Source organism: Roseateles sp. P2_H4, assembly GCF_056403315.1.
On the sequence record NZ_JBFUFR010000004.1, the window covers coordinates 118369 to 140265 of the forward strand.

The window sequence follows — 21897 nt, forward strand, 5'->3', positions numbered from 1 at the left end:
GAAGGCCGCCGCCCGCCGGCGTCAACCTAACGCAGCAATCTCAGGCCGTAGAGGCCACCCGCGATGGATCCCGGTCTTGCGACGAAGCGCACCTCGAGTTTTCCGCCCGCTGCAGCGACGAGATCGGCCGGCAGCGGGATGTCGCGGGCGTAGAGGGGCTGGGTGTCGCCGGCCAGTTCCAGCTCTGCGATGACGCGGCCGTTGACGACGACCTCGAAGCGCCGGCCGGCGTCGCCACTGGCCAGCGTCAGCCTCAGCAGGCGGGCCTGGGACTGCGGGTCGCTGAGCGTGTAGCCGAACCACTGCCGCGCATGCCGCCAACGGCCGGCCGGCGCGATACCGGTCTCGACGCCCTYGCCTTTGAAGCCATGGTCGGACTCGGGCTGCTGCTCACCGGGCGCGACCTGGTCGAGGGTCTGGGCATCCAGGGCCAGGCGCGCCTCCTCCGCCTTGGCCAGCTCGGCGCGCACGAGGCTCTGCTGGGCCCGCGTCGTGTGGCCCCAGTACAGCATGTAGCGGGAGTCGTGCAGGCGGAAGAAGGGAATCAGCTGCAGCTTGTCGGCGCCTTCGCGGCCCTGGATGAGGCCAGGCGCCACGAAGGTCAATGGCTGGCCGGGCACGGGCCGGAAGCGGCGCACGAAGTCGGCGCGATCGCTGACGAAGACGGGCGCAGCATCCTGCGGGCAAACGGCGCCATGGGCGATATGGCCCATGCGCGAGCCGTCGGCCTTGAAGCTGAGCGCTTCGCCGGGCTGCGGTGTCTTGGCGGCCAGCGCGATGGGGCCGTGCAGCACGGCGACGTAGTGCTTCAGGCCGGGCATGGGCTCCAGCGTCGTGCGCATAGGCAGCTCGACGTCGACCCGATCGCCGGCGACCCAGGCGCGACGCAGCTCGACATGGCCACCGGGCTTGGCTTTCACGACGACGGGCTTGCCGTTCAGCTTGACCTTGAGCGCGCCGGGCGCCACCCAGCCGGGGTAGCGGATCTTCAGCGCGAACTCGCCCGCGTCATGCACCGTCAGGCGTGTGCGCGACTCGTCCGGGAAACGGGTGGATTGCGTGAGGTGGATGCCACGCTCGCGCCAATCCAGCTTGGACGCGATGAAGAGGTTCACGTAGAGCGAGTCGCTGTCGTGCGCGTAGATGAACTCACCATGCCGCGCATGGCTTTCGATGCCGGAACCCACGCAGCACCACATGCCCTGCTCCACCTGCGAGTAAACGCGGTAGTGCTGGGGCCGCATCGGCGTGAAGTAGACGAAGCCGCCCTCACCGGGATGCTGTGACGCGAGGATGTGGTTGTAGAGGGTGCGCTCGTAGAAGTCCGCGTACTGGCCCTGCTCCGGTGCCGCCTGCTGCAGCAGCGCCGTCAGCTTCAGCATGTTGTAGCTGTTGCAGGTCTCCGGGCCTTCGACCTCGTTGAGCATGGGCCGGAAGTCGTCGGCCGGATGGAAATGCTCCTTGACGCTGTTGCCGCCGATGGCGACCGTGCGCTTGCTCGYCACCGTGCGCCAGAAGAACTCGGCGGCGCGGCGGCCTTCATCTTCGCCACCGAGCTGGGCAATGCGCGCGAAGCCGATGACCTTGGGTATCTGCGTGTTGGCGTGCAGGCCGGTCAGCTTGTCCTGACCGGCGGCCAACGGCTGCAGGATGGCCTGGTGGGAGAAGCGGCGGGCTAGCGCCAGATAGCGCAGGTCGCCCGTCATGTCGGACACGTCGGCCAGCACCTCGTTCATGCCGCCATGCTCGGCACGCAGCATGTCCTGCATCTGCGCGTCGCTCAGCGGCGTCGTCAGGCGCAGCGCCCAGTCACTCATGCGCACGAGCATGAGCTTGGCGTCGGCGCTGCCGGCGTGCACCCAGGCGTCGCGCAGGCCGGCGAACATCTTGTGGATGTTGTACCAAGGCACCCAGCGGCCGTTGACGGAGAAGCTGTCGACCTTGAGATCGCCCGCGACGATCTCGCTCCAGGCCTTGGCGCCATCGGGGATGCCGCCGAGATAGCCGCTGCCGAGCTTGTCCTGGCAGCGCTTCAGTTCGGCGATGACGTAGTCCAGGCGCTGCTTGACCTCGGCATCGCCAGTGGACGCATACATCAGCGCCAGCGCCGACACGTAGTGCCCGCCCATGTGGCCGTCGAGGCCGCTGGACTCCCAGTTGCCGTAGCTCGGCACCGGCACCGGCAGGCCGGCTTCGCGGCGGAAGGGCGCGAGCAGGCGCTCGGGGTCGAGCGCCATCAGGTAATGGAGGTCGGTGGTCTGCGCTTCGAGGAAGGGCCCGTCGAGCAGGCGGACCCGGTCCAGCGGAAAGCCCTGCGTGGCCGCGCCCGCGCCGGTGACGACGAAGGCAAGGGCCAGCAGGAAGGCTCGCATCAGGCCCCCGTGCGAATGGCCCAAAGCGACACGCCGCCTGAAGACAGTGCGCTGAAGCTGACGACGAAGGCGCCGGCATTCGTATTCCACTGCCGCGACAGCACGCCCACATAGCTTGTGCCGCCGGACGCGATCGTCAGCTTGTTGCCGGCCTTGATGGTCCAGGTGCCCGTCATGCCGCCGCTGACCGTGCCATCGGCGTTCAGCGTGACGTTGATCGAGGCCTTGCTCGTCGCCGTGATGTCCTTGCCGTGGTTGACCACCTTGTACGTCCCTGCCGCTTGCGCCGCAGTGACCTCGGCCGTCTGCGCCGGCGTGGCCAGGCTCAGCGGGGCATAGCGCAGCGGCGCGATGACCAGCCAGCCGTCTTCGTTCAGGTGCATCTCGTGCACGCGGATCTCATGCGCCTCGCCCGTGTTCGGGAAGCGCGTGTGAAAGACGATGAAGTACTGGCCCGTCGCCGCGTCGTAGTAGGCCGAGTTGTGGCCGGGCGAGACATAGCCCAGGGCCGTGCCCGTCTCGCCGGTGGCCAGCGCGAACTGGTGGCCGCCCATCAGCTTCATGCCGTGGGGCGTGATGCTGGCGTCGTCGAAGACCGTGCCGGCCGCGCCCTTGACGGTGGCCATGTCGGTGCCCGCGCCGTCGAGGTAGGGGCCGTCGGGCGACAGCGAGCGCGCGACACGCACGTTGTAGCCGCCCACGGCATCCAGGCCCCCGAAGGACGTGAAGAGGTAGTAGTACTTGCTCTGCGGGCTGTAGATCACATAGGCGCCCTCGATGCGCGCATGGTTGCCGCCCATCAGGTGCTTGCCATAGCCCTGGCCCGCCAGCGGCAGTCCCGTCGCGGCATCGAGCTGCATGATGAAGATGCCGCCCGAATAGGAGCCATAGACCATCCACAGCTTGCCCGTCGCATCGGCAAACACGGCCGGGTCGACGACGTTGGGATGCTTGGTGGCGTCGTAGATGCTGCCGTCCTCGCTGGCCAGGCCCCATTGGCCGGACTTCAGCAGGATCTGCTTGTTGACGTAGGGCCCGTCCACCTTGCTGGCGACGGCAACGCCCAGCGCCGAACGCGGCGAGTCGCCCTTGCAGGCGCAGTAATACATATAGAACTTGCCGTCGGCCAGCCTGGTCACGTCGGGCGCCCACAACGTCGTCGTCTGGGCCCAGGCCAGCGTCTCGGCCAGCTCGGTCGTCACCTTGTTGCCGAACAGCGGGTTGCTGTCGTTGACGACGTCGGCGATCTTGGTCCAGTTCATCAGGTCGCTCGTCTTCGCCGCCGCGAGGTGCGAGCCGAAGACATAGAACGAACCGTCGGCGCGGATCACCGAGGGGTCATGCACCGCCGCGTTGGTGAAGCTCACCGGCGCCTGCGAAGGAGCGGGTGCTGGCGCTGGCGTCGGTGCGGGAGCGGGAGCAGGTGTGGGCGCGGGCGCTGGGGCGGGCGCGGGCGTCGGGCTGGGTGCCGGCGCGGCCGCACCACCCCCTCCGCCGCCGCAGCCGGTCAGCGCGAGGGCGGCCGAGCCCGCGAGGAAGTCGCGTCGGTTGTGAATGGCCATGACGAGTTTGTCTCCGGATCTGATGGTTGTGTCTGGCGCAGCCTAGGAGGCTCGGCGACAGCGCACCAATGACATTGCAGACGCGGTCGATCCTGGTTTTGATATGCCGCGTGCGGACCACGAACGCAGCGCAAGGCCTGGGCAAGCAGCACGGCAGGCCCAGGGTTGCGGATCAGCAGAAAGTGCTTGGCCGAAGGGGCTGGTCAGCCCTCGACGGCGACGACGACGACCGACTTGGCCGGCAGCTTCAGCGTCAGCTTGCCGCCAGTGGCCTGGGCCTCAAAGGCCTGGGGCACGACCTGCGCCGGCTTGCCGAGTTCGTTCTGCGCATCCATCGCGCCGGCCGTCAGCAGCTTGCCCTTGACGGCCTTGGGTGCTGCCGAGCCCACCTGCAGCGTCAGCTCGGTGGCCTGCGTGGCGTGGGCGTTGACGAGGCCGATGTAGAGCTTGCCGTCCTTGCCGCGCGCGGCGGTGGCGGACAGCGCCGGCATCGAGAACTTGTCCACCTTGTAGACCGGGTTGTTCTCGATGGTGGCGGGCAGCGAGGTCGCGTCCTGGAAGGGCGTGTACAGCGCGAACGCGTGGTAGGTCGGCGTCAGGACGAGCTTGTCCTTGCTCGTCAGGATCATGGCCTGCAGCACGTTGACCATCTGGGCGATGTTGGTCATGTGCACGCGGTCGGCGTGGGCGTGGAACACGTTGAAGTGCAGGGCGGCCAGCAGCGCATCACGCAGCGTGTTGCGCTGCACGAGGAAGCCGGGGTTGCTGCCGGGATCGGGGTCGTACCAGCTGCCCCACTCGTCGAAGTAGAAACCGATCTTCTTGCTCGGGTCGTTCTTGTCGAGGACGGCCTTGTTCACCTTGATCATGGTCTCGATCTGCTGGACATTGCCCAGCGTCGACACCCATTCGCTCTCGGGGAAGCCCACGGCCGAGCCCTTTTTCTCCCAGTTGCCGGTGGGCAGGGTGTAGGCGTGGTGGGAGATGGCGTTGACGCTGTGCACGCCCTTGCTCAGGGCTTCCGTCCATTCCGTCTGCATGCCGTTGCCGCCGCTGGCGATGAAGATGGGGCGGTTCTCCTGCGGCGTCTTCAGGAAGGTCGCGACCTGGCGGTACTGGTCGGCGTAGTACTCGGGACGCATGTTGCCGCCGCAGCCCCAGGCCTCGTTGCCGACGGCAAAGTAGTGCACGCGGAAAGGCTTGTCGCGGCCGTTCTTGCGGCGCAGTTCGGCCAGCGTGGACTTGCCGGTGGAGGTCATGTACTCCAGCCACTCGGCCATTTCCTGGGCGCTGCCGGTGCCGAGGTTGCCGTTCACATAGGCCTCGGCGCCGAGCTGCTCGACGAGGTCGAAGAACTCGTGCGTGCCGACGGCGTTGTCCTCGGGCACGCCGCCCCAGGTGGTGTTGACCTTCACCGGGCGGCTCTTGCGCGGGCCGATGCCTTCGCGCCAGTGGTATTCGTCGGCGAAGCAGCCACCGGGCCAGCGCACCAGCGGCACCTTGAGTTCCTTCAGCGCCGCGACGACATCCTTGCGCCAGCCGCGCACGTTCGGGATCTTGGAGTCGGGGCCGACCCACATGCCCTCGTAGATGCCCGTGCCCAGGTGCTCGGCGAACTGGCCGTAGATGTTGCGGTGGATGACGGGGCCAGGCTGGTCGGCATTGACGACCAGCTTGATGTCGGCGGCCAGGGCGCTGGCGCCCACCGCCAGCGTGGCCCCAATCGCGATCAGTTTGGCCAGCAGTTGCTTCTTCATCGTCTTGTCTCCTGTCGTTTGTCTTGTGTTCTTCAGTTGCGTGTCAGCGCGCCGTCGCGGCGCCGCCAGACGCCGCGCTCGTTGGGCTCGCGCAGCACCGCCGGCAGCAGAGCCCGCGGCATGTTCTGGTAGCAGACCGGGCGCAGGAAGCGCTGGATGGCCGCCGTGCCGACGGAGCTGCTGCGGCCGTCGCTGGTGGCCGGGAAGGGGCCGCCGTGGACCATGGCCGTCGACACCTCGACACCGGTCGGATAGCCGTTGGCCAGGATGCGGCCGACCTTGCGCTCGAGAGCGGGCAGCAGGCGGCGGGCGGTGGCGAGGTCGGCTTCGTCGTCGTCCTGCAGCTGCAGCGTCGCGGTCAGCTGGCCTTCCAGGCCCTCGATGACGGCAAGCAATTCATCGACGTCGCGGCAGGCCACGAGCAGCGAGGCCGGGCCGAAGATTTCCGCAGACATCGCGTGGTTGGCCAGGAAGGCCGCGCCGGTGGTCTTGAACAGGGCCGGCGCGCCTTGGCAAGCGCTGGACGAGCCGCGGGTCAGCGTCGCGACCTCGGGCTGGCCGGCGAGCTGGTCCTCGCCACGCTGGTAGGCGCTGGCGATGCCGGGCGTCAGCATGGTGGCGGCGGACACGGGCTTGAGGGCCTCGGCGGCGGCAGCGGCAAAGCGGTCGAAGTCGGCGCCGGCAATGCCCAGCACCAGACCGGGGTTGGTACAGAACTGGCCGACGCCCATGACGAGCGACGCCGCGAAGCCGGTCGCGATATCGGCGCCGCGCGCGGCCAAGGCGCCGGGCAGCAGGACGACGGGGTTGATGCTGCTCATCTCGGCATAGACCGGGATGGGTTGGGCACGCGCGGCGGCAGCGGCCATCAAGGCGATGCCACCGCTGCGCGAGCCGGTGAAGCCGACGGCCTGGATGGCCGGGTGGCGCACCAGCGTGTCGCCGATGCCGTGGCCACTGCCGGTCAGCAGCGCGAAGACGCCGGCCGGCAGCTTGCTCAGGCGTACGGCCTCGACGACGGCGCGGCCGACGAGCTCGGACGTGCCGGGGTGGGCCGAGTGCGCCTTGACGACGACGGGGCAGCCTGCGGCCAGGGCCGCGGCGGTGTCGCCACCGGCGACCGAGAAGGCCAGCGGGAAGTTGCTGGCGCCGAACACGGCCACCGGGCCGACGCCGACGAAGCGCAGCCGCAGATCGGGTCGCGGCGGCTGGCGCTGCGGCAGGGCGGTGTCGATGCGGGCGTCCTGCCAGCTGCCTTCGCGCAGCAGCTCGGCGAACAGCTTCAGCTGGTTCATCGTGCGGCCACGCTCGCCTTCCAGGCGCAGGCGGGGCAGGCCGGTCTCGGCCATCGCGCGGACGATGAGCTCGTCGCCCAGGGCCAGGATCTGGGCCGCGATCTGCTCCAGAAAGTCGGCGCGCTCCTGGTCGGTGGTGGCACGGTAGGCGTCGAAGGTGGCGCCGGCCAGCTCGCAGGCCTCTGCCACCTGGGCGGCGTCAACGGCATTGAAGTCGGGGCCGAGGGCTTCGTTCTTGCTCGGATCGAAAGCCTGGAAGGCGGCGCCGGCGCCGCGCACGGGCTGGCCGCCGATCAGGGCCAGGCCTTGGAGGGTGATGCTCATGAAATCAAACCTCAGTGAGAGTGGCGCGGGACGGCGGAGCCGCGCTTGCCGCGCAGGAAGTCGAAGTCGCAGCCTTCGTCGGCCTGCAGCACATGCTGCACATAGAGCTGGCGATAGCCGCTGGCGTCCTGCGGGTCCACGGTCTGAGCGGCGGCCCAGGCTTCGAGGCGCTGCTTGAGCTCTTCCTCGGGCACGTCCAGGTGCAGGCGGCCGGCAGCGCAGTCCAGCTCGATGAAGTCGCCTTCCTGGACGACAGCCAGCGGCCCGCCGGCGCGCGCCTCGGGTGCCACATGCAGCACGACGGTGCCGTAGGCAGTGCCGCTCATGCGCGCGTCGGAGATGCGCACCATGTCCTTCACGCCGGCTGCGAGCAGCTTGGGCGGCAGGCCCATATTGCCGACCTCGGCCATGCCGGGGTAGCCCTTGGGGCCGCAGTTCTTCATGACGAGGATGGACGTCGCGTCCACCGCCAGGTCGGGGTCGACGATGCGGGCCTTGTAGTCCTCGAAGTCCTCGAAGACGACGGCGCGGCCGCGGTGCTTCATCAGCTCGGGCGTGGCGGCCGAGGGCTTGAGCACGGCACCGCGCGGCGCGAGATTGCCGCGCAGGATGCAGATGCCGCCGTCCTTGATGAGCGGGTTGTCGAGCTTGCGGATGACTTCGTCGTCATAGATGGGCGCGTCGACGACGTTGGCCCACAGGCTCTTGCCGTTGACGGTCAGCGCGTCCTTGTGCGGCAGCAGGTCGGCCTCGCCCAGGCGGCGCAGCACGGCAGGCAGGCCGCCGGCGTAATAGAACTCTTCCATCAGGTAGCGGCCCGAGGGCAGCAGGTCCACGACGGTGGGCGTGCCGCGACCGATGCGGGTCCAGTCTTCCAGCTCCAGGTCCACGCCGATGCGGCCGGCAATGGCCTTCAGGTGGATGACGGCGTTGGTGGAGCCGCCGATGGCGGCGTTGACGCGGATGGCGTTCTCGAAGGCTTCCTTGGTCAGCACCTTGGACAGCGTCAGCTGCTCCCACACCATCTCGACGATGCGCATGCCGGACAGATGGGCCAGCACATAACGGCGCGCATCGACGGCGGGGATGGCGGCGTTGTGCGGCAGCGAGGTGCCCAGCGCCTCGGCCATGCAGGCCATGGTGCTGGCCGTGCCCATGGTGTTGCAGGTGCCGGCCGAGCGCGAGTGGCCGGCCTCGGCGGCCATGAAGTCATGCATGCTGATCTCGCCGGCCTTGACCTGCTCGTGCAGCTGCCACACGGCCGTGCCCGAGCCGATGTTCTTGCCCTTGAGCTTGCCGTTCAGCATCGGGCCGCCGGTGACGACGATGGCCGGCACGTCGACGCTGGCCGCGCCCATCAGCAGGGCGGGCGTGGTCTTGTCGCAACCCACCAGCAGCACGACGGCATCCATTGGGTTGCCGCGGATCGACTCCTCGACGTCCATGCTGGCGAGGTTGCGCGTCAGCATGGCCGTGGGGCGCAGATTGCTCTCACCGCTGGAGAACACCGGGAACTCGACCGGCCAACCGCCCGCTTCGATGATGCCGCGCTTGACATGCTCGGCCAGCTTTCTGAAGTGGGCGTTGCAGGGCGTCAGCTCGCTCCAGGTGTTGCAGATGCCGATGATGGGCTTGCCGTTGAACTCATGGTCGGGGATGCCCTGGTTCTTCATCCAGGAGCGGTACATGAAACCGTTCTTGTCCTGGGTACCGAACCACTCGGCGGAGCGCAGCTTGACCTTGCTCTTCTTGTCGTCAGTCGTCATGTCTTGTCTCGGAGGTCGTTCTGGCGGCAAGCAGGTTTGCCGTATGGAAACGATGCTAGGAGGGGGGCGATACGCAATCCAATCAAATAACTCGGCGTACCGATACCGAAACTGGCATCAATCGCGCCGGGAGGGCTTGCCAAACACCGGCATGCCGTCGGCCGACCAGCGCAGCGGCTTCACAAACGTGTGGCGGTCGGGGTTCCAGAGCGGGTCGCCGACGATCTCCGTGTAGGTGCGGGCGTGATAGACCAGCAGCACCTCGTCCGGCTTGTCGGTCACGGTGAAGCTGTTGTGGCCCGGGCCGAAGACGCTGTCCTCGGCCGCGCTGCGCATGACGGGCTGGACGGATTTGCGCCAGCTCGTCGGGTCGAGCAGGTCGGCGCCCTCGTCGGCCCACAGCAGGCCCATGGCGTAGTTCTCGTCCGTCGCGCTGGCCGAGTAGCTGATGAAGACGCGGCCGTTTCGGATCAACACCGACGGCCCCTCGTTGACGAGGAAGCCGCGGCATTCCCAGTCGTACTCGGGCCGGCTCAGCAGCACCGGTGCGCCGCCAAGCTGCCAGGGCGTCTTCATCGGCGCAATGTAGAGATTGGAGTTGCCCGGGATGGCCGGGTCCTTCTGCGCCCACAGGTAGTAGAGCTGGCCGCGGTGGCTGAAGGTGGTCGCGTCCAGGCAGAAGCTGTCGATGCCGGTATCGACCTGGCCAAGGAACTCCCATTCGCCGCCCAAAGGATCCTTGGCGGTGTTCCTGATCGCGTACATCCGGTGCTGGAACATGCCGAGGTGATCCAGCGCACGGGTGTGCGCCGCGGCGAAGTAGACATACCAGGCACCGTCGTTGAAATGCAGCTCGGGCGCCCAGATCAGCTCGGAGTAGGGCCCCGTGTCGGGCTTGTGCCAGACATCGAAGACCGGCGCATTCACCAGGCCCTCGATGGTCGTCGCCCGCCTCACCTCGATGCGGTCGTACTGCGGCACCGAGGCGGTGAAGTAGTAATAGCCGTCGGCGTGGCGGCTGATGTGGGGGTCGGCGCGCTGGCGGATCAGCGGCTCAATCAGGTCGGACATGAGGACTGCCAGATAGAAAAAGGGCGTTGCCGGGGAGGCCCCTGCAACGCCCTGCGAGCACAGGCTCGGCTTAAAGCTTCCAGCGGAAACCGACAGAGATCGCCCGGCCGATCTGGACCGTACCGAAATTGGTCAGCTCGGGGTTGCCGGCGCTGCCGAAGTGGTAGTACTGCTGCTGCATCTCGTTGGTCAGGTTGACGCCGCTGATGTCCAGCGCCATCTGATCGTTGATGTTGTAGGTCAGCTGGAGGTCCACGCTCTTTTCCGGCTGGCGCCAGATGCCGATCGGGTTGGCGAACAGCGCGGCTTCGTTGGCGGCCAGGAAGGCCGAGCGACGGACATAGGACAGGCGGGCGCCGATCGGGCCTTTTTCGTAGGCCAGCGTGGCATTCCACGACAGCTTGGACACGCCGAAGAAGGGCGTCTCCAGCTGCGAGACGATCTGGCCGGCGCTGTTGGCGGTCGGCACGTTCTGCGACGAGGTCAGGCGCGTCACGCTGCCCTGGAAGCCCAGACCATCCAGCAGGCCCGGCAGGCCCTTCGGGAAGTAGACGGTGCCCAGTTCGAGGCCGCTGATCTTGCCGTTGGAGGCATTGACCGGCGAGCTGATGACGTAGTCGTAGCCGTTGGTGTGGTCGCCGCCCGAGGTCGAGTTGCGGAACGGGTCGTTGGCCGGATCGACGTGAACGCGGCGACGCAGGGGCACGACCAGGCCGTCGATCTTGCGTTGGAACAAGGTGCCGTAAAGCGCGCTGTCCTTCTGGAAATACCACTCACCCGTCAGGTCGAGGTTCTTGGAGCGCGTCGGCTCCAGGCCGGGGTTGCCGCCGCCACCGCCGCCGTAGCCGACCCGCGAGACGTCGTCGCTGAGTTGCAGCACCGGGTTGAGATCGCCGAAGCCCGGGCGGCGCAGCGTTTCACCGTAGTTGAAGCGCACCAGCACGTCCTTGACCGGCTCGTAACGCAGCGTCAGGCTGGGCAGGAACTTCTTGGCCGACTTCTCGCCGTTGGTCGGCGTCACCACCTTGGTGGTGGCGTTGACGGCGTAGGCCGTCATGCTGGTGTCGACCTGCACATAGCGCACGCCGAAATTGGCGCGCAGAGGGCGGCCGAACAACTGGCTTTCGGTGTCCGCCATCAGGAAGAGGTTGGTGGTGTCTTCCTTGACGTCGAAGGTCTTCTGCAGGCTCAGCTTGTCGGTCGTCAGGAAGTTCGCGTCGACCGAGTTGTAGAGCTTGCGCCACGTGTCGATGTTGTCGCGGATGTAGTAGGCATTCGGCTCGATCCAGGAGCGCGGGACGTCCGAAATGTCGGAGCCGAAATTTGAGTTGACGTGGTAGTAATTCGCACCCAGCGAGGCCAGGTTGCGGCCCAGGAAAGCCGATTGCGTCCGGTTCGCCTCCGACGCCTTGCGGCTGTCGAAGCGCGCGCCGAAATTCAGCGTCTTCAGCGGACCCCAATCAGCGTCGTAGACGCCGTTCAGGCTGGCGGTTGCGGCGCTGCCCTCGTTGCGGTTGGCGTTGTCGTAGAACTGCGCCACGTTCCACTTGGCCGGGTCCGCCAGGTCGGCGTTGTTGTTGAACTTGAAGGCCATGTTGCCGCCGCCCGAATTGAAGTCGACGGTGATCTGCGGCGCGACGCGGTCAATGCGGGTGGCGGTGAATTCCGAGTGGAACTTGCTGGTCTGGTAGGACACATCGGCGTCCAGCTTCAGTCGGTCGCCGAGATTCCACTTGCCGTTCAGGGCATAGATGCGGGAATCGGTGGCCGAGGTGGTGTAGTCGCCGCTGTTGAAGCCATAGACGTCATTCACGGTCCGCGTCTTGATGACGTTGGTGCCCGGGAACGTGGTGATCGTGCTCGCGGGGTTGCTGCCGAGACTGCCCCACCAGTCCACGAAGCTGAACAGCAGCCGGTTGAAGGACTTGTCGCGATAACCGTTGTACATCGTTTCAAACGTGTAGACGGCATCTGCGTTCGGTTGCCACTGCAGGGCGATGTTCGCGGCCGGGCGCTTGCGCTCGCCTTCAACGTCGCTCTGGAAAACGGCGTCACGCGCAAGGTAGTAGGGGCGTGCAGTGCCGTTGAAGTTCAGCGTCGAACCCGCCTGCTGCGGCAAGCCGGTGTAGGTGCCAGCCGTCCAGATGTTGTTGTCGAAGATGCGCTGCAACGGCGTATAGCCAGCCGGAACTTCAGCGGCATTGGGGCTGGTGAAGGGCACCATGGCCCCGGGGGTCACGCTCTCGTTGCGGTAGTTCGTCTTGACCATCGACAGATTGACCAGCGCACCGAAATCACCGGCGTCGGTCTTCCAGCGGTTGCTGGCCAGGGCGCTCAGCTGTGGATTCCACTTTTCCGCGGGGTCGAGATAGGTTTCACGCGCCAGCAGCGACAGCTTCGCGCCCTTGAAGTCGAAGGGGCGCAGCGACTTGACGTCGATCTGGCCGGCGATGCCGTTTTCCAGCTGGCCGGCGTCGCGCGTCTTGTAGACGTCGATCTGGCGAACCAGCGTCGACGGAATGTCCTGCAGCGCCACCTGCGTGCCAGAGGCGGTGAAGATGTTGCGGCCGTTCCAGGTGGTGGCAATGTCGGGCAGGCCACGGATGGAAATGGTGCCGACTTCGCCGCCGGCACGGTTGGTGACCTGGATGCCCGTCACGCGCTGCAGCGCTTCGACGACGTTGTTGTCGGGCAGCTTGCCGATGTCCTCGGCAACCACCGATTCCACGACCTGGTCGTTGGTGCGCTTGTTCGCCAGGCTCTTGGTCAGCGAAGCACGCACACCGGTGATCGTCACCGTCTCCAACGACTCGGCCTTGGCGGCTTCCTGGGCCCCGGCGGTGGCGGACAGGGCGGCCAGCGCGGCGGCGGCGGTCAGGCTGAGGGCAAAGCTCGGAATCTTCTGGAAATGGGCACGCGCATGCAGCGGCGCCAGGGCTTGGTTCTTCATCGTGTCTCCGGGAATCGTTATGGGTAGGCTGTCCAACCCTGTCAGCGTCTTCAGCCTCTGAGGGGCCGGTTGGGCTCGGGTCTGAATTCATGCTATGGGGCCGACCGATTCGCGACTAATCACATTTTTGGACTTCTCGATGCTGGTTTTCGCATCGCGTGTCCGGGTTAGCCACTAGCCTTCCCAGGGCGTGGCCCGGCGCTTGGGCGCGCCGCCGCGAAGGAGAAGGTGCTCAGGCCGAGGCCGCTGTCGAGCTGGAGCAACAGCGTGTGATGTCCCGCCTTTGGCAGGCCGTCAGCTGGCGACCTTGAGCGCGGCCTGGTGCAGGCGCACGATGTGATACGGGTCGGGCTGCACATCGCGGCAACCGCCGCTCTTGCAGGGCAGGGCGTCGGCCATGCGCCAGCCGCCATGCTCGGCGTCGACGAGCTGGCTCTTGATCAGCCCCTGCGTCTGCTCATAGCGCCGCCACAGGTCGTTGCGGGCCGTCGCCTGGGCCGCGACAAGCAGGCCGTGCAGGCATTCCGCCTGCTGCCACCAGCCCTTGCTCGCATCCGCCTTGCCACCGTCCGGAAAGGCCTTCAGGCCGCAGCCGCCGTCGATCTCGTCATAGCCCGTGGCCAGCACATAGGCGAGCACGCGTTCGGACACCTGGGCGTAGATGGGCGAGACCACGGCGCCCGTCGTCAGCAGATGGCTCCACTCGAACTGATGGCCGATGTCGATATAGCCGCCGGCTTCCCGGGTGGGCAGCGGCTTCCAGTTCTCGTCGTACCACTCGGGGATGTGGGCGCTGCCCTCCGCCTGGCCCTGCAGCAGCTTGTAGGCGACGAAATCGCCCAGGCGCCGCGCGCCACCCTCGGCCATCCTGTCGCCGCTGGCCTCGCGCAGCGCGAGCAGGGCCTCGAACATGTGCATGACCGGGTTCTGCGTGCGCCCGCCGGGGATGGGCTTGAAGTCGCGCTCGCATTCGTTGTACAGGCCGCCGGCCGGATCGCTGAAGCCGGCATCGATCTCGCGCCAGGCCTGCAGGGCCGCGTCGCGGTAGCGCACGTCGCCGCCGATGCGGTAGATCTCGGACAGGGCCAGCAGCGCGAAGGCATGGCCATAGGCTCGCTTGACGGTCGCCTTCGGAGCGCCGTCAGGCCCGACGGTGTGGAAGAAGCCGCCATGCACGGGGTCGCGAAAGCGCTGCAGCAGGTAGTCGGCGCCACGCCGCGCCACCTTGAGATAACCCGCATCCGGGATGAACTCGTGGGCGGCCGCGAAGGCGTAGACGAGGCGGGCCTGGCCGGTCAGCTCGAGCTCGGGCTGGGGCAAGGCCTTCCAGCTGCGGTCGAAGGCCAGCTGGAAGCTGCCGTCGGGCCGCAGCGCATGGCCATGCCAGTTCAGCAGCAGGGCCTCGAGGTCGTCGCGGTGCCAGCCGGTGTCGATGCGGTTGCGAATGCGGGCATCCGGATCGCTGCAGGCGGCCAGGGCAGCCAGCAGCCCGAGGATGGCGCGGCGGTCGATGTTCAATCCCATGTCAGTGGCTTCGCAAAGCATCGCGCGATACGCGCTGCGGGCCGAGCGCCGGGCCGCTCCCTAGCCGGCCCGCTCCGGCGATGTGCTTGCCGGTCAGGCCGGCAAGCATCGTCGTCCCCTCGGGGGACCGGCCAAGGTAGTCCTTGGACGAGGGGCTCCACGTTCTAGCGACCATGGGGCCAGGTCGCCTTCTTGGTGGGGCCCTTGCTCGCCTTGCCACGCGCAGCCCAGAGCTTGTAGGCCGACGGCGTCAGCTCGCGCTTGAGCAGGGCCACCAGCTCGCCATGGCCGATGCCATGCGTCAGCAACACCTTGTTGTACGGCGGCGCGTCCTCGAAGGCGGTGGCGATGACGCGCTTGACTTCTTCCGGGTTGAGCTTGGGTGCGGGCTTGGCCATGGCCCGCATTCTGTCAGCCGAAGCGCTGCATGACCCACGCGGCAACCCCACCAGCCAGGGTGCTGGCCAACGTGCCCCAGGCCGTGTCCACGATGGCGAGCTTCAGCGGCCAGTGGCGCAGCGTGGCGAGGTTGGTCAGGTCGTAGACGCCATAGGCCACCAGGCCGACGAGGGCGGCGCGCCCGATCTGCATGCCCAGCGGCTGGCCGGCGGGGAAGAGGGCCAGGGCCACCAGAGCGGCCGGGAAGGCGAAATAGAAGGCCAGGGCCGGTGCCCAGCGGATGGGGTCGGCCATCTGCGCGCCGATCTCCTGGCGGTAGAAATCCTTGGCCAGCCAACCCAGCCAGAGCGCGTCCAGCACACCCATGACGAGCAGGGCAGCGAGATAGGGCTTGATGAAGGCTTGCATGGCGCCGCAGTGTGCCTGCGTGCGCCGTGGCCGTCGCGTCGGAGAGCGCCGCTTCCTGTGCCGGCCAGTGCCGTCCTACAGCAGCGCTGGCGCCGCGYTGGCACCGCCGCATGGCGCGCAGCCCCAGCATCGGGGCCATTGACTGACCCAACGGCTTGCGCCACCCCAGCCATGACCACCTCCACCCCCGTCGTGACCCTGACTCCCAAGCCCGTCGTCGCGCCCAATCGGCGGCCGGCGCTGTCACTACTGGCCTCCGAACCCGCCCGCGCCACGTTGGAGGCTTGGCAAGCCCTGATGCAGTGGCGCCAGCAGCCCACGCAGGTTGGCGCCGGCCATACCGTGGTGCTTTTCCCCGGCCTGGGCACCGACGGCCTGACGCTGTGGCCGCTGCGCCGCCACCTGGAACGCGCCGGCTTTCGCGCCCTCGACTGGGGTCAGGGCATGAACACCGGCCCGCGCGGTGACGTCGATGCCTGGCTGGAGAAGCTGGCCGAGTCCCTGCACGAACGCGTCGCGCCGGCACGCGAGGTCAGCTTCGTGGGCTGGAGCCTGGGCGGCTTCTATGCGCGCGAGCTGGCCAAGCGCTGGCATGACCGCGTCCACCATGTCGTCACCATCGGCACGCCCTTCAGCGGCAGCGTTGACGACACCAATGTGGGCTGGCTGTTCCGCCTGCTCAACGGGCAACGCGCGCCGGCCGAGGCCGCACTGCGCGAGCGCCTCGCCGAGCCGCCGCCCGTGCCCACCATCTCGCTCTACAGCCGCCGTGACGGTGTCGTCGCCTGGGAGGCCTGCACGCATGCACGGCGCTGGCCACTGGCCCGCGACATCGAGGTGCAGGCCAGCCACATGGGCATGGGCTGGGCACCCGAGGTGCTGAACCACGTGACAGGCGTGCTGGGCTGCCGCCGCCGGGAAGCGGTGGCATGAAGGTCGCCACCGGATCAACACGCATCGGCCCGCGCGAGGACTCACCCAGCCCGGTGCCCGCGCCGGAGAAGCTGCCGCCGCGCGAACCGGTGGTGCCGGTCAAGCTGCGCTGAGGGATCAGCCGCCGCGCGTGACCGGCATGCTGACGCGGTCGGCCGGCAGCTTCATGTGGCTGGCCAGCTCGAGCTTGGCCAGCGAATTGCGGTGCACCTCGTCCGGGCCGTCGGCCAGGCGCAGCGTCCGCTGGTGGGCCCACATCATGGCCAGCGGCGTGTCGTCGCTGACCCCCATGCCGCCGAAGACCTGGATGGCCCAGTCGATGACCTGCAGGGCCATATTGGGCGCGACGATCTTGATCATCGCGATCTCGGCCTTGGCGACCTTGTTGCCCACCGTGTCCATCATGTAGGCGGCCTTGAGCGTCAGCAGGCGCGCCTGCTCGATCATGCAGCGCGACTCCGCGATGCGCTCCTGCGTGACGGTCTGCTGCGCAATCGTCTTGCCGAAGGCGGTGCGGGCGATGGCGCGCTCGCACAGCAGCTGCAGCGCGCGCTCGGCCGCGCCGATGCTGCGCATGCAGTGGTGGATGCGGCCGGGGCCGAGGCGGCCCTGCGCGATCTCGAAGCCACGGCCTTCGCCGAGCAGGATGTTGCCCACTGGCACGCGCACATTCTTCAGCTCCACTTCCATGTGGCCGTGGGGCGCGTCGTCGTAGCCGAACACGGACAGCGGGCGCAGCACCGTGATGCCAGGCGCATTGGCCGGCACGACGACCATGGACTGCTGCTCGTGGCGGCCGGCCTCGGCGTTGGTCTTGCCCATGACGATGTAGACGGCGCAGCGCGGGTCGCCGGCACCGGAGCTCCACCACTTGCGGCCGTTGATGACGTAGTCGTCACCGTCGCGCTCGATGCGGCATTCGATGTTGGTCGCGTCGCTGGATGCCACGGCCGGCTCGGTCATCAGGAAGGCCGAGCGGATCTCGCCGCGCAGCAGCGGCTCCAGCCACTTGTCCTTCAGCCCCTCGCTCGCATAGCGCTCCAGCGTCTCCATGTTGCCGGTGTCGGGGGCCGAGCAGTTGAACACCTCGGGCGCCCAGAACACGCGGCCCATGATCTCGCACAGCGGCGCGTACTCGAGATTGGACAGGCCCTCGGGCGCACGGCTGGACTTGGGCAGGAAGAGGTTCCACAGCCCGGCGGCGCGTGCCTTGGGCTTGAGTTCCTCGATGACCTTGGTGGGCACCCAGGGATTGCCGGCGCGGCGGTTGGCGGCCACCTCGTCGAGGTAACGCTTCTCGTTCGGGTAGATGTGCTCGTCGAAGAAGGCGAGCAGGCGCTCGCGCATCTGGGCGACCTTGGGGCTGTAGTCGAAGTTCATGGCGCGGCTCCTGATGGCAGGGCGCCAGTGTGGCCCAGCCGGATCGCCCAGCTTGTCGCCGAGGCGGCATGGCGCCTTGGCGACAACAATGCCGGCCATGCCCACACCCGACGCCGACCGCGAAGCCTTGCACCGCTGGGACATCCAGGCCCTGCGCGGCCTGGCCGTCGCCGGGGTGCTGCTGCAGCATGCCGCCCCCGGCCTCGTCCCCGGCGGCTATCTGGGCGTCGACCTGTTCTTCGTTATCTCGGGCTTTCTGATCACGGGCCAGGTGCTGGCCGGCATGCGTGCAGGCCGCTTCAGCGCGGCCGTCTTCTATGCGCGCCGCGCCCGTCGCCTGCTGCCGGCTGCCTACGTGGTGCTGGCGTTGACCCTGCTGGGCAGCCCCTGGTGGCTGGCGCCGCTGGAAGGCGCCGACCTGGCCCGCCAGCACTGGGGCGCACTGGGCTTCGTCAGCAATGTCGTGCTGTGGGCGCAGAGCGGCTATTTCGATGTCGCGGCCGAGCTCAAGCCCTTGCTGCATTTCTGGTCGCTGTCGTTGGAGGAGCAGTACTACCTGCTGCTGCCGCCGCTGCTGCTGGCCGTCGGCACCGGGCGGCGCGGCCTGGGCCTGATGGTGATGCTGACCGGTGCCAGCCTGCTGCTCGGCCTGGGCTTGCAACAGCACGACGCCAGCGCGGCCTTCTATCTGCTGCCGAGCCGCGCCTGGGAGCTGGGCATCGGCTCGCTGGCCGCCTGGGCGCATGCGGCGGGCTGGCGCGCGCCCTCGGTCGGGCGCTGGCCCGCGACGCTGCTGCTGCTGACCCTGCCGCTGTGGCCGCTGCCCGCCTGGGGTGGCATCGGCCATCCGGGTGCCAACGCGCTGCTGATCGGCCTGGCCACGGTGGCCGTGTTGCTCAGTGCAGGCCGGCCCAGGGCGCCACGTGCGCTGGCACCCGTCGTCGGCCTGGGCGACATCTCCTACTCCCTCTATCTGGTGCACTGGCCGCTGATCGCCTTCGTCAACAACGCCTGGGTGGGCGGGGACCATGCACCCGGCCTGGCCTGGGCCCGGGCGGCCACCGGCGTCATGTCGCTGCCGCTGGCCTGGCTGCTGTGGCGCGGCGTGGAGCAGACAACGCGGCGCTGGCCGCTGCCGCGCGGGCTGCGCGGCTGGGGCTGGGTGCTGCTGGCCACGGCCGTGCTCGCCCTGCTGCCGCTGATGAAGGCGCCCGCCTCTGCGGAACCGGACGCGCGCCGCCCCAACCACGGCTTCTCGGCCGGCTGCGACCAATGGGAACACTGGGTGGATATACCCGAGTGCCGCGATGCCTCGCAGCCCGGCTGGGCGGTGTGGGGCGACTCGTACGCGATGCATCTGGTGCCGGGTCTTGCCGCGGTGGCGCCCGGCCTGCTGCAGATCACCGAATCGTCCTGCGGGCCGCTGCCCGGCCTGGTGCCCTGGCGGCCCGATGCGCCGGCCGGCGCCAGCTTCACGCGTGACTGGGCGCGGCAGTGCGAGCGCTTCAACCGCTCGGTGCTGGCGGCGCTGACCCGGCCCGATGCGCCGGCCGTGGTGATGCTGTCCAGCCTGCTGACCCAATACCTCGGGCCGCCCGGCGGCCATCTGCTGCGCATCGACGGCGGACAGGAAAGCGAGGTGACCGCCACGCAGGCCGAGGACGAGCTGGTGGCCGCCGCGGCGCGGCTGGCGCAGGCCCTGCGCGCGCATGGCAAGCGGCTGGTCTGGGTGTCGCCGCCGCCCCGCGGCAGCTTCGATGCCGGCGCCTGCGTGGAGCGCCGCCAGCAAGGCCTGCTGACGCTGGGCGCGCCGGCCGATTGCCGCATCTCGCTGGCCGACGCGCCGCCACTGTCTCAGCGCGTCACGGCCCTTTTGAAGCGCTTCGAGCGCGAGGCCGATGTGCCGGTGCTGTGGCTGGACGCCTCGCTGTGCAGCGCCGGCGTCTGCCGCACGGCGGACAGCGACGGCCTGGCCTATTACCGCGATGTCGGCCACCTCAGCGTCGAGGGCTCACGCCGGCTGCTGCCGCAGGTCGCGGACCGGCGTCGCATCGAGGCGCTGGCGCGCTAGCCTGCCAGCAGTTTTTCCTCTGCCAGGGCCAGCCCCTCGGGCATGCCGCTGATGACCAGGGTGTCGCCGCCCGCCAGCGTTGCGCCGTCGACGAGCAGGCCCTTGCCGTTGGCGCGCCGCAGCGACACCACGGCGACGCCGAGGGCATGCAGGGCCAGGTCGTCCAGCAGCTTGCCGGCGTGCGGGCTGGCGGTGGGCAGGGTCACCGACGACAGGCGGGCCTGGTCGAGCTCGTCGACGGTGTCGTCATCGGCACCATGGAAATAGCCGCGCAGCAGGCCGTAGCGCTTGTCGCGCGCGTCGCGCGTGATGCGGATGACGCGGCGCATCGGCACGCCGACGAGGGCCAGCGCATGCGAAGCCAGCATCAGTGAGCCCTCGATGGCCTCGGGCACGACCTCGGTGGCGCCGGCGGCCTTGAGCTTCTCGAGGTCGGTGTCGTCAATGGTGCGCACGACGACGGGCACATGCGCCGCATGCGCGCGGACGAGGTCCAGGATCTTCAACGCCGACGGCGTGTCGTGATAGCTGACGACGACGGCGCTGGCCCGCGCCAGGCCGGCGGCCATCAGGCTCTGCACCTTGGCGGCATCGCCGAAGACGACGCTCTGCCCGGCCGCCGCGGCCTGGCGCACGCGGTCGGGGTCGAGGTCCAGGGCCATATAGGGGATGTGCTCGCCTTCCAGCAGCCGCGCCAGGTTCTGGCCCGAACGGCCGTAGCCGCAGATGATGACGTGGGCCTCGGACTGGATGCTCTTCTTGGCGATGGTGGTCAGCTGCACCGACTGCATCAGCCAGTCGCTGCTGGACAGCTTCATGACGATGCGGTTGCTGTACATGACCAGGATGGGCGTGATCAGCATGGACAGCACCATGCTCGCCAGCACCGGGCTGATCCATTGCGGCGCGATCAGGTTGTGCTGGGCGCCCAGCGTCAGCAGCACGAAGCCGAACTCGCCGGCCTGCGCCAGATAGAGGCCGGTGCGCAGGGCCACGCCCGGCGGCGACTTGAACAGCCGCGCCAGGCCGGCGATCAAGCCGAACTTGGCCAGCACCGGCAAGGCCGTCAGCAGGATGACCAGCCACCAGCTGTCCACCAGCGGGTGCCAATCGAGCTTCATGCCGATGGTGATGAAGAACAGGCCGAGCAGCACGTCGTGGAAGGGCCGGATGTCGGTCTCCACCTGGTGGCGGTACTCGGTCTCCGAGATCAGCATGCCGGCGACGAAGGCGCCCAGCGCCAGGCTCAGGCCGGCGTGCTCCGTCATCCAGGCCAGGCCCAGCGTGACGAGCAGCAGGTTGAGCATGAAGAGCTCGTCGCTCTTGCGGCGGGCCACCAGCGTCAGCCACCAGCGCATCAGCTTCTGGCCGCCGTAGAGCAGCAGGCCCAGCAGCACCACGGCCTTCAGCCCGGCCCAGGCCAGCGCCTCGGCCATCGCTCCGCCGCTGCTGTTCAGCGCGGGGATCAGCACCAGCAGCGGCACCACGGCCAGATCCTGGAACAGCAGCACGCCCATGACGAGCTTGCCGTGCGGGCTCTCCAGCTCCAGCCGCTCCGCCATCAGCTTGACGACGATGGCCGTCGAACTCATGGCCATGGCCGCGCCCAGCATCAGCGCGCCCTCCCAGCGCAGGTCCCAGGCCCGGCCCAGCAGCGTCAGGCCCGTCATCAGCAGCGCGTTGCCGACCAGCGCACCGGCGATGGTCAGCACCACCTGGAACATGCCCAGCCCGAAGACGGCCGTCTTCAGCGCGCGCAGCTTGGGCAGGTTGAACTCCAGCCCGATGGCGAACATCAGGAAGACGACGCCGAATTCCGCCAGGTACTGGATGCTGGCCGAGTCGTGCGCCAGGGCCAGCGCGTTCGGGCCGATCAACACGCCGACGGCCAGGTAGCCCAGCATGGGGGGCAGCTTCAGGGACCGGCAGACGACCACGCCGAACACTGCGGCGACTAGATAGAGCAGGGCGAGGTCGAGGGAGGTCACGGGGCAATCGTATGCGGAGGGCGGGGGCGGCCGTGCCCGGAAGCGCCGGGCGTGAAATCCGGCACTGGAAACCGGTCCCATGCATTGCGTGCATGGG

Annotated in this window: 14 protein-coding genes; 2 read left to right on the forward strand and 12 right to left on the reverse strand. The window is 68.4% G+C overall.

Annotated features, from left to right (window positions below; genetic code table 11):
- Positions 1–26: 26 nt before the first annotated feature.
- The 10 genes from AC1DW3_RS04500 to AC1DW3_RS04545 form a co-directional block, all read right to left on the reverse strand.
- Positions 27–2372 carry a beta-L-arabinofuranosidase domain-containing protein gene (locus AC1DW3_RS04500; RefSeq protein WP_477928981.1) on the reverse strand — a complete coding sequence of 782 codons (2346 nt, stop codon included), beginning with the start codon at positions 2370–2372 and terminating at the stop codon, positions 27–29.
- Complete coding sequence (locus tag AC1DW3_RS04505; protein WP_477928982.1) at positions 2372–3934, reverse strand: glycoside hydrolase family 43 protein; 1563 nt, start codon at positions 3932–3934, stop codon at positions 2372–2374. Before AC1DW3_RS04505 ends, AC1DW3_RS04500 begins: the two co-directional genes overlap by 1 nt.
- A 203-nt stretch (positions 3935–4137) precedes the next feature.
- Positions 4138–5691, reverse strand: a complete 1554-nt coding sequence (locus AC1DW3_RS04510) for an alpha-N-arabinofuranosidase (protein WP_477928984.1) — start codon at positions 5689–5691, stop codon at positions 4138–4140.
- Positions 5692–5723: 32 nt separating this feature from the next.
- Positions 5724–7304, reverse strand: a complete 1581-nt coding sequence (locus AC1DW3_RS04515; protein ID WP_477929165.1) for an aldehyde dehydrogenase (NADP(+)) — start codon at positions 7302–7304, stop codon at positions 5724–5726.
- Between the two features lie 17 nt (positions 7305–7321).
- Positions 7322–9076, reverse strand: a complete 1755-nt coding sequence (locus AC1DW3_RS04520) for an IlvD/Edd family dehydratase (protein ID WP_477928986.1) — start codon at positions 9074–9076, stop codon at positions 7322–7324.
- 117 nt (positions 9077–9193) lie between these two features.
- The gene (locus tag AC1DW3_RS04525; protein ID WP_477928987.1) at positions 9194–10147 is read right to left on the reverse strand and encodes a glycoside hydrolase family 43 protein; all 954 of its coding nucleotides are present in this window, start codon (positions 10145–10147) and stop codon (positions 9194–9196) included.
- Positions 10148–10217: 70 nt separating this feature from the next.
- Positions 10218–13097: a TonB-dependent receptor gene (locus AC1DW3_RS04530; protein ID WP_477928990.1), complete on the reverse strand. Its 2880-nt coding sequence runs from the start codon at positions 13095–13097 to the stop codon at positions 10218–10220.
- A 294-nt stretch (positions 13098–13391) separates the two neighbouring features.
- Entirely contained in the window at positions 13392–14621 is a 1230-nt protein-coding gene (locus AC1DW3_RS04535; protein ID WP_477928992.1) for an AGE family epimerase/isomerase, read from the reverse strand.
- Positions 14622–14785: 164 nt separating this feature from the next.
- The gene (locus AC1DW3_RS04540; protein ID WP_477928993.1) at positions 14786–15019 is read right to left on the reverse strand and encodes a DUF2805 domain-containing protein; all 234 of its coding nucleotides are present in this window, start codon (positions 15017–15019) and stop codon (positions 14786–14788) included.
- Between the two features lie 13 nt (positions 15020–15032).
- A complete protein-coding gene (locus AC1DW3_RS04545; RefSeq protein WP_477928995.1) occupies positions 15033–15428 on the reverse strand; it encodes a DUF2177 family protein in 396 nt (131 codons plus the stop codon).
- A 171-nt stretch (positions 15429–15599) separates the two neighbouring features.
- Between AC1DW3_RS04545 and AC1DW3_RS04550 the strand changes: the two genes are divergently transcribed.
- Complete coding sequence (locus AC1DW3_RS04550; protein ID WP_477928997.1) at positions 15600–16361, forward strand: esterase/lipase family protein; 762 nt, start codon at positions 15600–15602, stop codon at positions 16359–16361.
- Between the two features lie 117 nt (positions 16362–16478).
- Here the strand turns inward: AC1DW3_RS04550 and AC1DW3_RS04555 are convergent, their stop codons facing one another.
- Positions 16479–17741, reverse strand: a complete 1263-nt coding sequence (locus AC1DW3_RS04555; RefSeq protein ID WP_477928999.1) for an acyl-CoA dehydrogenase family protein — start codon at positions 17739–17741, stop codon at positions 16479–16481.
- A gap of 97 nt (positions 17742–17838) precedes the next feature.
- Between AC1DW3_RS04555 and AC1DW3_RS04560 the strand changes: the two genes are divergently transcribed.
- Positions 17839–19812: an acyltransferase family protein gene (locus AC1DW3_RS04560; RefSeq protein ID WP_477929002.1), complete on the forward strand. Its 1974-nt coding sequence runs from the start codon at positions 17839–17841 to the stop codon at positions 19810–19812.
- Here AC1DW3_RS04560 and AC1DW3_RS04565 read toward each other — a convergent pair.
- On the reverse strand, positions 19809–21800 hold the full coding sequence (locus tag AC1DW3_RS04565) for a cation:proton antiporter domain-containing protein (protein WP_477929004.1): 1992 nt from the start codon (positions 21798–21800) through the stop codon (positions 19809–19811). The two genes, AC1DW3_RS04560 and AC1DW3_RS04565, sit on opposite strands and share 4 nt — an antisense overlap.
- Positions 21801–21897: the final 97 nt, after the last annotated feature.